The organism is Enterococcus sp. (assembly GCF_022711995.1).
Lineage (GTDB): Bacteria > Bacillota > Bacilli > Lactobacillales > Enterococcaceae > Enterococcus_D.
In genome coordinates this window covers 1-11,974 of the sequence record NZ_JALAHI010000144.1, presented here as the reverse complement: position 1 = coordinate 11,974, position 11,974 = coordinate 1, and the positions used below count along the sequence as shown (strand labels likewise).

General features: G+C 41.2%; 14 protein-coding genes and 1 pseudogene. 14 read left to right on the top strand and 1 reads right to left on the bottom strand.

Annotated features, from left to right (window positions below; all coding sequences use genetic code 11):
* Positions 1-58 precede the first annotated feature (58 nt).
* The 4 genes and pseudogenes from Q0A12_RS14515 to Q0A12_RS14500 all read left to right on the top strand — a co-directional run bounded on the left by Q0A12_RS14515 (position 59) and on the right by Q0A12_RS14500 (position 2,410).
* Positions 59-388: a DUF960 domain-containing protein gene (locus tag Q0A12_RS14515; protein WP_291293342.1), complete on the top strand. Its 330-nt coding sequence runs from the start codon at positions 59-61 to the stop codon at positions 386-388.
* A 26-nt stretch (positions 389-414) separates the two neighbouring features.
* Complete coding sequence (locus Q0A12_RS14510; RefSeq protein WP_291293341.1) at positions 415-714, top strand: 4'-phosphopantetheinyl transferase; 300 nt, start codon at positions 415-417, stop codon at positions 712-714.
* Positions 715-887: 173 nt separating this feature from the next.
* Positions 888-992, top strand: a pseudogene (locus Q0A12_RS14505) (DUF1643 domain-containing protein); the annotation flags it as partial.
* Positions 993-1,699: 707 nt separating this feature from the next.
* A complete protein-coding gene (locus tag Q0A12_RS14500; RefSeq protein ID WP_291293340.1) occupies positions 1,700-2,410 on the top strand; it encodes a DUF4767 domain-containing protein in 711 nt (236 codons plus the stop codon).
* A 255-nt stretch (positions 2,411-2,665) separates the two neighbouring features.
* Here the strand turns inward: Q0A12_RS14500 and Q0A12_RS14495 are convergent, their stop codons facing one another.
* Positions 2,666-3,424, bottom strand: coding sequence for a MurR/RpiR family transcriptional regulator (locus Q0A12_RS14495; RefSeq protein WP_291293339.1), 759 nt, complete (start codon positions 3,422-3,424; stop codon positions 2,666-2,668).
* Between the two features lie 168 nt (positions 3,425-3,592).
* Here Q0A12_RS14495 and pfkB point away from each other — a divergent pair, with 168 nt between their 5' ends.
* From pfkB to Q0A12_RS14445, 10 genes are all read left to right on the top strand, one after another.
* Positions 3,593-4,522, top strand: a complete 930-nt coding sequence (pfkB, locus tag Q0A12_RS14490) for a 1-phosphofructokinase (protein WP_291293338.1) — start codon at positions 3,593-3,595, stop codon at positions 4,520-4,522.
* Between the two features lie 3 nt (positions 4,523-4,525).
* Positions 4,526-5,932, top strand: coding sequence for a PTS fructose transporter subunit IIBC (locus tag Q0A12_RS14485; RefSeq protein ID WP_291293337.1), 1,407 nt, complete (start codon positions 4,526-4,528; stop codon positions 5,930-5,932).
* A 31-nt stretch (positions 5,933-5,963) separates the two neighbouring features.
* Positions 5,964-6,419: a fructose PTS transporter subunit IIA gene (locus Q0A12_RS14480; protein ID WP_291293336.1), complete on the top strand. Its 456-nt coding sequence runs from the start codon at positions 5,964-5,966 to the stop codon at positions 6,417-6,419.
* Positions 6,420-6,438: 19 nt separating this feature from the next.
* Positions 6,439-7,407 (top strand): tagatose-bisphosphate aldolase, encoded by a 969-nt coding sequence (gene lacD, locus Q0A12_RS14475; protein ID WP_291293335.1) that lies wholly within the window; start codon positions 6,439-6,441, stop codon positions 7,405-7,407.
* 236 nt (positions 7,408-7,643) lie between these two features.
* Positions 7,644-8,525, top strand: coding sequence for a LysR family transcriptional regulator (locus Q0A12_RS14470; RefSeq protein WP_291293334.1), 882 nt, complete (start codon positions 7,644-7,646; stop codon positions 8,523-8,525).
* 150 nt (positions 8,526-8,675) lie between these two features.
* The gene (locus Q0A12_RS14465; protein WP_291293333.1) at positions 8,676-9,089 is read left to right on the top strand and encodes a cupin domain-containing protein; all 414 of its coding nucleotides are present in this window, start codon (positions 8,676-8,678) and stop codon (positions 9,087-9,089) included.
* 13 nt (positions 9,090-9,102) lie between these two features.
* Entirely contained in the window at positions 9,103-9,420 is a 318-nt protein-coding gene (locus Q0A12_RS14460) for a carboxymuconolactone decarboxylase family protein (RefSeq protein WP_291293332.1), read from the top strand.
* A gap of 95 nt (positions 9,421-9,515) precedes the next feature.
* The gene (locus Q0A12_RS14455) at positions 9,516-10,022 is read left to right on the top strand and encodes a DinB family protein (protein WP_291293331.1); all 507 of its coding nucleotides are present in this window, start codon (positions 9,516-9,518) and stop codon (positions 10,020-10,022) included.
* A 161-nt stretch (positions 10,023-10,183) separates the two neighbouring features.
* On the top strand, positions 10,184-10,924 hold the full coding sequence (gene truA / locus Q0A12_RS14450) for a tRNA pseudouridine(38-40) synthase TruA (RefSeq protein WP_291293330.1): 741 nt from the start codon (positions 10,184-10,186) through the stop codon (positions 10,922-10,924).
* A gap of 22 nt (positions 10,925-10,946) precedes the next feature.
* On the top strand, positions 10,947-11,591 hold the full coding sequence (locus Q0A12_RS14445) for a glucose-6-phosphate 1-dehydrogenase family protein (RefSeq protein WP_291293329.1): 645 nt from the start codon (positions 10,947-10,949) through the stop codon (positions 11,589-11,591).
* The last annotated feature ends 383 nt before the right edge of the window (positions 11,592-11,974 follow it).

The following is an 11,974-nucleotide window of genomic DNA, read 5'->3' as shown; positions in this document are numbered from 1 at the left end:
GTCTATATATTATATCCATGAAGTCCAATCTTCTTTATAGAAGATTGGACTATTTTTTATGGCAAAGAAGGGAAAAGAAATGTTTCAAAATAAAGGACAACGTTATGTCACAAAGGGAGTGATGGAGAGTTTACCAGTGGAATTACAAGCTTTATGTTGGAAGCTAATCGATCAAAACGTTCAAAAGCAACTTCCTTTAGATTATCTTCAAATTTTTGAATTTTCTATGGAAAAAGGAAATCAAAAGTTGGTTCATCGTCAAGAAGAACCGGAAGAAAGAAAAGAGTATCTGATTTCACCTAAGCTTCGTTTGAGCTCAGTGTCTCAAAAAATATGGGTCATTGATTCGGGTGAGTATCAAACGATGTTATTATCAGAAGAATACTAGTATCTAAAAGAAAGGAGCGAAATGACTTGTTAGAAACGGCTATCGAGGTACTGGAAAAGTGTGCACAGCTAGTCACTGCTTCTGAAGAATGGGGCTATGAATCCGTTACGATGGAAAAAGAGGAAATTGAAATGGGTACGCTTCCTGAAGGTGTTCATATACCTCGTTTAGTGATGACGCATCTTTATATTTACTGCGCCCCAGAAGATGGAAAAGACTATGTAGTTTATTTCATTACAGATATTAGCAGCCAGCGAGAATTTGTTCGTGGGTTGCTAGTAGAAGGACGATTGGTTTGGAGTCAGATTGGAGAAACGAATGAATAAGATCGATTATTTGAGAATGATTGCGAAATGTTTAGAAGATATCCTTACAGCGATTCATCAAATTCTGAAGAAAAAAGGAGAAAGAATATGAAATATTTTCAACTAGTATTGACACTTATAACGGCAATGGTGATTGAATTGCTTGAACAAAAATTGGCGTAGGAGAAAAAGATATGATTGAAAAAGAATTAGTGACCACACAAACAGAAGTTTGGCGAGATCCTGATTATACCCATCGCTATGTATTCAAACGTCAATGGGCAATAAAAGGGGAAGAAGAACTATAACGCCGTATACGAGACCCGTACGTACAGTGCAATGGGAGGAGCGGAATTTATTTTCCCTCTTATAAAAATAAAAAGGAGGTAATTCAAAAACGAGAAGAATACAAACAAATAGTGGGGTTACTCCACAAACATATTCTTCAATGAAGGAAGCTCTTATAAATGGAAAAGGCCTTTTAATATGACTGTTATTATTTATTTAAAGAAGGGGTGAAGATTGAAGGTCGAGTCATTGCGAAACAACCAATTTGGATTGACTAAGAGTTGTGTGATTTAGAAACAGGATTGATAAAAGTGGAAATCAAATTTTGTCGCAGCACCTTATCATAAGTAGGGCTAATGATACCGTGGTATATGAGAATACACTCACGCATTTCAAGCTGACGTGTAGCTTGTAAAAGAAGGATGGGCAAGCCAAAGGATCTTAGCTAATCTAATCATCTGAAGTGACCTCCAAAGTTAGACAAAAAATCTAACTTTGGGGTCACTTTATTTATGAGAGTTTTTTGATTTAATTTTTCATAAAAAAAGGCTTGAAAATGACCCGTTAAATCTAATCGCAGTCACGGGACTGTAAGAATACGTATCAATCTCATCTATGAGGAAGTCGTGAGAAATAATTCTTCAAAAATTTAGTAACTATTCTGCCTATTGTCTGCTACTATATGTACACCAAATACTCCTTAAGGGTGGTTTTATGAATGAAGAAGATTCTATTTACAACGATGGGGCTGCTGCTTTTCTTAGGCGGCTGTTCAACAAACAAGCCAGAAACCTCTACTCCAGAAAAAGCTGCAACAACAAGCACGACCAAATCAAGTACATCCCAATCAAATACAACTAAAACTTCTAAATCTACGAGTACCGAAGCAACTAAAAGAAGTACCGCTGAGTCATCCGAGCGCCAATCGACAAAAGATCAAAGCGCATCGGTCGTTGCTCAATCAAACACTTCCACTAATACAGCACAAGCAAACCAACCGGTGAAGTCCTCGTGGGATGCTTCCAAGTCTGCAGATCTTGCGACATTTATGCAGAGTTGGGGACAAGAAATGGGACAGCAATATCGAAGCTATGATGACCACGTGCAAGCGAATTACTATGGTCTTCAAGTACCTCAAGATATTTTAGATGGGAAATGGACAACCGTCATCAATCAAACTCCTGTCTCAGTAGAGTGGACAGAAAACGGTGAGGGAACCGCAGATTTTCAGATAGTAGCGATCTACTCAGATATTGATCATGCTACATCGGCTGGGGGACATCTCTATTTCTTTGGCTTCCAACAAGAGCAGCCAAAAGTCCTAGTGACGCAGCAAAACCAAGGAAACCAAAACAATTACTTGTATTTTAAAGAAACAGAGAATGAAAAATTGAAAAATGAATTCATTCAGCTTGCCAATCGTGAATAGTTCAAAAAAATTCTTTCGATTCGATAGGCGGTTGACCGCTTTATCTGATCGAAAGAATTTTTGTTTTATAATGATTATTTTTGGGCTAAAGGAAAATCAGAAAGCTCAAATGGATAAGATCAAAAATTCAACCATTACTCAGTACCTATTTTCAAATAGCGAAGGCGAGAACAATGCTTTCGCATGAAATCTTTCTCTTTGAGAAACCCAAACGCAATCACAGCTTCCTAATTCCGCTATTTTCTTAGGGAACAGTCAGTGCTTCTTCGATTCTGCCGTCCGCAGGGCATACGAATCAAGCAAGATTCTAGCAAGGATCGAGAGGGGGAGTCTTGAACGGACTTCATAGTCTGGAAAGAAGGAGCCTTCTGATTTGAAGCCTACAAAAGGAATTTCGATATGTTCCATTAAACTAGAATGTCGATTGGCTGTCAGCAGAATGGTGCCGATCTCTGCTTCATAACAGTTTTCAGCTGCGGTGATTAACTCCTTGGTTTCACCATTTAATGAAACGAAAATCACGATATCTTCTTTAGTCAATTTCTTGCTGATGTTTTTAATGATATTGGGATCGGTATGCATCTCACAGTATTTACCAGTCAGTTGAAATTTGACCATCATCTCCTGAGCGATCAATTCAGAAAAACCGCGAGCAAAGAGCATGATTCGTCTAGCTGCTTTGATTCGTTGGATGGCATCTTCGATATTGCCGCTTTCCACCATATTGATCGTGCGGATCACTTCTTGTTCATTCTTCAGAATCGCTGTTTTTATTCCTTCATCTACTTTATCAAGCGCCGCAAAATTGATATTGGTATTTTCTTTTTCTTTTAGTGAATGCTTGAAAGCAGTAAACCCCTCGTATCCTTTTTTCTTCATAGTACGAACAACAGTCGCCGTTGAAACGTTTGCATATTCACTTAGTTTTACTATGGAGCAAGATGGAATCTCAAGAATATGACTTTGGATAAAATCCCAGAGGTATTGCTCTGATTCACTTAATTTTATATCCATATTCTGCCTCCCCTCGGCTAAGATGCCTCTATTGTAAATCGGAAGATTCTCTTACATCAAGGGGATTCAGTGTTTCTTGTAAAAGTTTTCAGTGATTTCGTTGGTATATGAAAACATTTACATGAAATTGTGAGCCATAATAGCTTTGTAGGAAAGGAGGGGACGCAAATGGCTGTTTATACATGTACATTAAATCTGGCAATCGACCTTTTTATTGAAACAGAGGAGATGGAACCATTTCAAGTGAATCGCACAAAGGATGACGATATCCAAGCCAATGGAAAAGGGGTCAATGTTTCATTGATCATGAAAAAACTGGGCATCGATAGCACAGCGTTGGGATTCAAAGCGGGATTTACTGGTAATTATATTGAGGACTATTTACATCAACAAGCGATTCAAACCGATTTTATTCCCGTTCCGGGATTTACGCGAATCAACGTTTTTACGCAAGTCAATCGCGACAATAAAGAATACAAGTTAGTCAATAAAGGTCCCGTGATTTCAGACAAGGAAATCAAACGGCTGTTAGACCAAATTAGAAATCTGCAAGCAGGTGACTACCTCTGTGTATCTGGTAGTATGCCACAAGGTGTCTCGCCCAAAATTCTTATTGCGATCAGTCGTATTTGCTTTGAAAAGCAAGTGAATTTGATTATTGATTCAAGTTATTCAGAGGTATTGGAATGTCTACCCTATCAACCCTTCTTGTTAAAGCCCAATGAAGAGGAGTTGCAAGCATGGTATCAGACCGAAATCAACGATCGCAAAGGGTTGATAGACTATGCCAAACGGTTGGTAACTAGTGGTGCACAACATGTGTTGCTCTCATTAGGAGGAGAGGGAGGAATTCTCTTGACAAAAGATACTGTCTACTCTGGAAACTCTCCGAAAGGCAAGGTAGTGAATACAGCATGTGCTGGAGACACGTTGTTAGGAACTTTTCTTGCAGGATATATGGACGGTGAGCCGCTGGAAGTCAATTTGAAGAAAGGATTAGCTGCTGGAAGTTCCACTGCTTTTCGCAAAGGACTAACGGATTTTTCGGATGTTGTTGAGTTAGAAAAACAAATTGAAATCAAAAGAGGGAGCGAATAAAAAATGACAATATACAAGATTGTTGCTGCAACGGGTTGTCCGACTGGAATCGCCCATACGTATATGGCACAAGAAGCGTTGGAGCAGGCGGCTAAGCGTAAAGATGTATCGATCAAAGTTGAGACCCATGGACAAGTCGGCATCGAAAATCAGTTAACACCAGAAGAGATAAAAAATGCGGATGCGGTCATTATTGCTGCAGATAAAGATGTTCAAGCAGAACGTTTTGCAGGGAAACGAGTGATCAATGTTTCGGTCAGTAAAGGAATTAAAGATGCGGATCAGCTGATTGAAGAAGCGTTGAAAGGGTCGACTGGAGAGGATAAACCGGTCGCTGCAATGGAAAAAAACGAAACTGGAATTGCTGCCGGAATCGGACACAGTATCTATAAGAATCTGATGAATGGTGTTTCGCATATGCTGCCATTTGTAGTGGCTGGTGGTGTCATCATTGCCATCTCATTTGCCATCTGGGGTGTCTACTCTTTTGATCCTAGCGATCCAACGTACAATCCAACATCAGCAATGTTGAAAGGGATAGGGGATACGGCAATGGGAATGATGGTTCCTATTCTAGCTGCTTACATTGCTGAAGGGATTGCTAAACGGCCGGGGCTTGTTGTGGGATTTGTCGGCGGTTTGTTAGCGAATACTGGTGGCGCCGGTTTTCTAGGAGGAATCTTCGCTGGATTTTTAGCTGGATACTTTATTCTCCTTTTGCAAAAAGTTATGAAAGGGTTACCGAAACAATTAGATGGTTTGAAAGCTATTTTCTTATATCCGGTGATTGGTGTCCTATTTATTGGTGTAGTGATGTCTTTGCTAGCAAGTCCGATGGAAGCCATCAATCAAGGCATGATGGATTTCTTGGCTGGATTCCAAAATTCAAATCCATTGATTTTAGGTATTATTGTTGGTTGTATGTCCGCATTTGATATGGGAGGCCCCGTCAATAAAGCCGCTTATGTCACTGGTACAGCACTGTTAGCACAAGGAAATCATACCTTTATGGCGGGAGTTTCCGCCGCTTGTATTGCTCCCCCGCTGATTACGGGATTTGCGGCACTCTTTTTTGGTAAATATTTTGATGCAAATGATCGCAATGCAGGATTGGTCAACTTTATTTTAGGCTCAACCCATATCACGGAAGGGGCGATTCCATTTGCAGCCAAAGATCCTCTGCGGGTTCTGCCTACAATGATGTTAGGATCGTCGATCGCTGCCGTTTTGACCTATATGTTTGGTGTCCAAGTGCCTGCTCCCCATGGTGGCTTCTTAGTCTTGCCGGTAGTTACAGGAAAAGTTGCTTGGGTAGGTTCGATTTTACTTGGTTCGATCATAGGTGGGGTAATCTTAGGGCTAATCCAAAAGCGTAGTGTTGAAAAACGAGAAGTGTCAGCGGTTGAGTAAGAAATAGCGAAAGCAGAAAAGAGGAAGTCAAATGGCGTTGATCAAGATAGACCACATTTTTATGAAGCAAAATTTGGGGACTCAAGACGAAGTGATGCACTTTCTAGCAGCGCAAGGGGTTCTTTTAGGAATCAGCAGCGATCAAACCGCTGTTTATCATAAATTTCTGGCAAGAGAAGAGGAAGGTACAACAGGGATGATGGATGGCTTTGCCATTCCTCATGCGAAAGATCAGAGCATCGAAGAAGCCGCTGTTGTGATCGTCCAGTTAACGAACAAAATCGATTGGAAGAGTTTGGATGGGGAAGGAACAGAGTTTGTGATTGCACTTTTTATTCCTGATTCAGAAGCAGGAACGACTCATTTGAAATTATTGTCTCAAGTCGCTCGATTATTGATGCAAAAAGAGGTGACGAATCACTTAAAACAAGCGCAATCTCCAGCTGAAATTGCCGAAATTTTAAATGGAAAACTGGTAGAAAATTAAAGAAGGAAGTAGTGAGAGTATGACATTATCAAATAAGCAAGCCTATATCCAACAACTATGTAATGAAAATGGCATTATTAGTGCATTAGCCATTGATCAACGAGGGGCTTTGAAAAAAATGATTGGCAGATTCCAAGACCATTCAGCCACGGCAGAGCAAATCAGTGCCTTCAAAAAAATCGTGTCAGCCGAGTTGACGCCCTATGCCTCAGCAATTTTATTAGATCCAGAATACGGATTGCCCGCAGCCCAAGTTCGGGATGAACAAGCTGGACTATTGTTAGCCTACGAGAAAACCGGCTATGATGCTTCAACTCCGGGTCGTTTGCCGGATCTTTTGTCCAGCTGGTCTGTGAAACGGCTAAAAGAAAATGGCGCGGATGCTTGTAAGTTTTTGCTCTATTATGATGTGGACGAACCTGACGAGATCAATGATCAAAAGCAGGCATTTATCGAACGAATTGGTTCGGAATGCCTTGCTGAACATCTACCGTTTTTCTTAGAGCTGGTTTCTTATGATGCTTCTCTATCAGATACGACGTCGAGAGACTATGCTTTGATAAAACCGCATAAAGTAAATGACATGATGCGAGAGTTTTCACAAGCACGCTATGGTGTAGATGTCTTGAAAGTGGAAGTTCCTGTGAATATGAACTATGTGGAAGGCTATGGCGAAGAGGCTGTTTATACTAAAGAAGAAGCAGCTGGCTATTTCAAAGCACAAGCGGAAGCGACGGATCTGCCCTATATTTTCTTGAGTGCAGGGGTTTCAGCTGAATTGTTTCAAGAAATACTGGAATTTGCCAAAACATCCGGCTCAAGATTCAATGGCGTACTTTGTGGACGAGCAACCTGGGCAAACGGCGTGGAGCCTTTTGTGACTCAAGGAGAAGGTGCGGCGAAAGAGTGGTTGCAGACCCAAGGACGTACAAACATTGAAGCGCTAAACAATGTTTTGCAAAAGACTGCTACACCGATTCACTTGTAATAAAAACGTCCATTAGAAACAACTGAAAATCAATTCGATTGGTTCCTTCGTTCTCTTCAGTGAATGAAGGGCCTTTTTGTTTGGAGGAACCAAACGAATAGCAGTCAAGAATTTCTAGTTAGGTGGTAGAATAAAGCTAGTATTCGTTGTTGCAGAAAAATAAGGATGCGTTCTTTTCCCGAAAATCTGCGATAACAGTAGGGAAAATGTTGTGTCATAGAAGAAAGGAGTTTTCGATGGAAACTCGTGTATTAAAGTATTTTCTAGCGATAGCCGAGGAACAAAATATTACCCAAGCGGCTAAAAAACTGAACATCACGCAACCCACTTTAAGCAGACAAATCAGAGAGTTTGAAGAGCGGCTGCATACAGAATTGTTTGTGCGCCAAAATAAGAAACTTTATTTAACAGAAGCAGGTCTGTTTTTAAAAAAGCGCGCAGAAGAAATTCTTGAATTGAATCAGAAAACAGAACAAGAATTGTTCAATTATCAGGAGACGATTCTGAATGGACAAATTGCGATTGGCTGTGTGGAAGCAGAAAACTCCTATTTGCTCACACAAATCATCGAAGAAATGGTTACTGATCACCCCCAAGTGTCTTTTACTATTTTTAGCGGAACTAGTAATGATATTCTGGAAAAACTTGATAAAGGCTTACTTGATGTAGCGATTTTGATTGATCCTGCAACGACGGATCAATACAATCGGTTGACATTGCCTAAGAAAGAAGTTTGGGGGCTGTTTGTTGCAAATGAACACCCATTGGCTGATCAAAGCAGTATCTCACCTGCAGACATCCTCACCACACCGCTGATTTGTTCGGGTCGTAAAGAAGTTTTGGAGATGTTTTGCACGTGGGGCGGATTCGCTGAAGAAGAGTTGACGATCGTCGGGAGATACAATTTGATTTTTAATGTCCTTTTATTGGTCGAAAATAATGTTGCTGCTGCTTTAGCAATTGCTGGAGCGATTCATCATCGAGAGAATCAAACCAAATTCATCCCCTTTTCGCCACCTCTGGAAACGAACTGTGTTCTGGTATGGAGAAAAGAGACGATTTTGGCGCCGACAGTCCAAACATTTTTGAAGAAATTTAAGCATGCTTTGCAAGCATAGAAATCAGCTTAACAAGTATTGGACGAATAATAAATCAAGCAGTAACATGGATGTATAAGCCATACATGTGGTTGACGCTTTTTTGATCAGAAGCAGATGAGCATCGGAAAACTGGTTATTAGATGAAGAGGAATTAGAGGAGGAAAACAAATGGCAAAATTTGAAGAAGTAAAAGATGGCGTGATTTTCCCAAGCGGCGCAAAAAATGAAGCCTATGCTCAATATTTTGTTGGACAAAGTTATTTAAACTCTTTGGTTGCGGATCCAGCAGTCAATGTTGGTGTAGGAAATGTAACCTTTGAACCAGGTTGCCGCAACAACTGGCATATTCATCACGACGGCTATCAGATTTTATTAGTGACTGGTGGTGAAGGCTTGTACCAAGAGGAAGGAAAACCGGCACAATTTTTGACAGCAGGAGATGTGGTTGTCACTCATGATGGCATCAAGCACTGGCACGGCGCAACCAAAGATAGCTGGTTTGAACATTTGGCGATCACCGCCGGAACACCGGAATGGCTTGAAGCTGTTTCTGAGGAAGACTATCAGCAGTTACAAAAATAAGGAGACGGTGAATATGAAAAAACAAGCAGCAGGAAGAGAACAACTAGGTGATTTTGCTTCACAATTTGCGGCATTAAATGATGATGTCTTATTTGGCGAAGTATGGGCTCGAGAAAAAGAACTATCTCCTAGGGATCGCAGTTTGATCACGGTTGCCAGCCTTTTGACACAAGGTGTTCCTCAATTAGAAGCTCATTTACGGATCGCCAAAGAAAATGGTGTGACTCAAGCAGAAATCGTCGAATTGATCACACACTTGGCTTTTTATGCCGGCTGGCCTAAAGCATGGTCGGCATTCAATTTAGCCAAAGAAATTTATGGTGAAGAATAATTTCTCAACCCTTTTTACCTGCAGGTTGATTAATTGGTTTCTCTCTTTTTCTGTAGTAGAGTAAAGATAAGCACTTACTAAAGAGGAGGAGTATCATGAAGGAAACACAATTGACGATCGAGACATTGCAACGGGCCCAAGAACGATTTGAAGAAACGTTGGCGCAAATGAGTATCGCGGAAGCGAACACGATGCCGGAGCCACTGATCAAGTCAGTCACTTGGCTGATCTGGCATACCGCTCGCGAAATCGATCTGCAGATTTCCGCATTAGCGGATCAAGAACCGCTTTGGCTAGCGGACTGGACGAAAAAATTTGCATTGGATTTGCCTGACGATACAGAAGATTGGCGGCATACACCAGAAGAAGCCGCCAAGGTAATCGTTAATCAAAAAGAATTATTAGTGGATTATCTTGCTGCCAGTGTCGCATTAGCCACTGATTATCTTCAATCTATCGATGAAACGAGCTTATCAGAAGTGATTGATGAGAACTGGACGCCAGCTGTGACACGACAAGCTCGGATCGTCTCCATCGTCGATGATGCCGTGATGCATTCGGGGCAGGCAGTCTACACAAGAAGATTAGTGATTGGAAAATAAGATTATTTTCAAGCAATCAACTAGTGAACAGTTGCCCATTTTCTTTGAAATATCGTGAAAATCTACTTTAGAGCATTTACACTGGTGTCGGGTTCCCTTATGATAAGCAAGGGAACCCGATTTTTTGGGTTAATCACTGATGACAGGAGCAATCAAAACAAATGAGAAATATCAAACTTACGATTGAATATGATGGCAAGCGCTATCTGGGGTGGCAACGTTTAGGCGATTCTGATCGAACGATCCAAGAGAAAATTGAAAGTATCTTGACTCAAATGACAAATGAAAAAATCGAAATCATCGGCTCTGGACGTACAGATGCCGGTACGCATGCCAGAGGGCAAGTGGCCAATTTCAAGACAGCTAGCGATTTGTCGCCTGAAAAGATGCTGCAATTCTTGAATCGCTATTTGCCACAAGATATTGTTATCAAAGAGGTAACAGAAGCTTCTGAACGGTTCCATGCCCGTTACAATGCCACCGGTAAACAGTACAGTTATTATGTCTGGAACAGTCCGATTCCAACCGTATTTGAGCGTCATCGGAGTTTTCATTGTCCGCAAGAGCTTGATTGGGACAAGATGCAAGCAGCTTGTGAGAAGTTTCTTGGCACGCATGATTTTATTGGCTTTTCCGCATTAAAAAAGACCAAAAAATCCACTACTCGTACAATCGAGGAACTCTCACTCACAAGAGAAGGAGATATGCTGCGTTTCCGCTTCAAAGGAGATGGCTTTCTTTATAAAATGGTACGGATCATCACCGGGACGATTTTAGAGATTGGTGCTGGAACAATGGACATTTCGTCGATCGATGAAATATTTGCGAATCAAGTCCGAAAAGCAGCCGGAGAGACAGTACCTTCCCAAGGATTGTTCTTAGATGCTGTCTATTACCACTAAAAAAATAAAAAAAGGTGATCGAATGGAACTGGTCAATGCAGATTTTGATTTGTTCAACCGTGAAGTAGTTGCCTTTAAGCAACTCAAAGAAATTTATCCACCAGAAACGATTCAGGAACTGAAAGAAGCGTATCAAACACACTGGCAAAAATGGAAACAGCTGCAAATGACTGCTGCTGAAAATTTGTCGCTAGATCTTCAGCCCAAAGTTGAGAGCTGGACGAATGGCTGGAATGTACGCAGTCATTTTTGGTGTGCGTATCGCAATGTGGCACATCCGAATCAAAACGCCTGTTTGGCTGCATTGCTCAATCAGAAACAGTATCAGGTCTACTTGATGTTCCAGCATTACAAAAGTGAGCAACGTTCAGGAAGTATAGCAGCATACAATGGTTTGCGCCGGCTGATTGAGCAATGGAGCAAAGATAAAAGTCTGACAGATTATTATATTTGGCCGCAAGTGGAACATGAACTAGCGGATCATTTATCGTTGACTGAATACCTCTCCGACCCGCAGAAACAGGAGCAATTGGAAGAGAAGCTGCAAGGGCGCAGTTTTCAAATTGGTAAGCTTTGGTTTCGATCAGAACGCATCAAGGATGTGGAAAAATTGACGGTTGAGGCATTGGAAGAATTAAGCCAATTGTATGTTTCACTAAAAGAATAATGTGTTTACGCATCAATATAGGAATAACTGAAGGATAGCCAGGGACTGTGACTAAATCATCATCCAACAAGTGAAACCGAATCATATGCTATTGCATTAGATTCCTCTGACATTTGCGCCGAGGAGCCCCTGCACCGCAGGAGCAATACTAGGGACTGTGATCTAAGCCATCATCCACCAAGTGAAACCCCATCATATGCTATTGCGATCGATTCCTCGGACTTTTGCGACGAGGTGTCCCGCACCGCAGGAGCAATACTAGGGAATGTGATATAATTCATCCTCCAACAAGTGAAAACGTATCATATGCTAGTGCGTTATATTCCTCGGACTTTTGCGACGAGGTGTCCCGCACCGCAGGAGCAAGATGTTCGGATTTTACT

Bases quoted from the DNA above. Each gene is read 5' to 3' on its own strand.
- Q0A12_RS14515 (WP_291293342.1), top strand. From the start codon at position 59: ATGGCAAAGAAGGGAAAAGAAATGTTTCAAAATAAAGGACAACGTTAT.
- Q0A12_RS14500 (WP_291293340.1), top strand. From the start codon at position 1,700: ATGAAGAAGATTCTATTTACAACGATGGGGCTGCTGCTTTTCTTAGGC.
- Q0A12_RS14495 (WP_291293339.1), bottom strand. From the start codon at position 3,424: ATGGATATAAAATTAAGTGAATCAGAGCAATACCTCTGGGATTTTATC.
- pfkB (WP_291293338.1), top strand. From the start codon at position 3,593: ATGGCTGTTTATACATGTACATTAAATCTGGCAATCGACCTTTTTATT.
- Q0A12_RS14485 (WP_291293337.1), top strand. From the start codon at position 4,526: ATGACAATATACAAGATTGTTGCTGCAACGGGTTGTCCGACTGGAATC.
- Q0A12_RS14480 (WP_291293336.1), top strand. From the start codon at position 5,964: ATGGCGTTGATCAAGATAGACCACATTTTTATGAAGCAAAATTTGGGG.
- lacD (WP_291293335.1), top strand. From the start codon at position 6,439: ATGACATTATCAAATAAGCAAGCCTATATCCAACAACTATGTAATGAA.
- Q0A12_RS14470 (WP_291293334.1), top strand. From the start codon at position 7,644: ATGGAAACTCGTGTATTAAAGTATTTTCTAGCGATAGCCGAGGAACAA.
- Q0A12_RS14465 (WP_291293333.1), top strand. From the start codon at position 8,676: ATGGCAAAATTTGAAGAAGTAAAAGATGGCGTGATTTTCCCAAGCGGC.
- Q0A12_RS14460 (WP_291293332.1), top strand. From the start codon at position 9,103: ATGAAAAAACAAGCAGCAGGAAGAGAACAACTAGGTGATTTTGCTTCA.
- Q0A12_RS14455 (WP_291293331.1), top strand. From the start codon at position 9,516: ATGAAGGAAACACAATTGACGATCGAGACATTGCAACGGGCCCAAGAA.
- truA (WP_291293330.1), top strand. From the start codon at position 10,184: ATGAGAAATATCAAACTTACGATTGAATATGATGGCAAGCGCTATCTG.
- Q0A12_RS14445 (WP_291293329.1), top strand. From the start codon at position 10,947: ATGGAACTGGTCAATGCAGATTTTGATTTGTTCAACCGTGAAGTAGTT.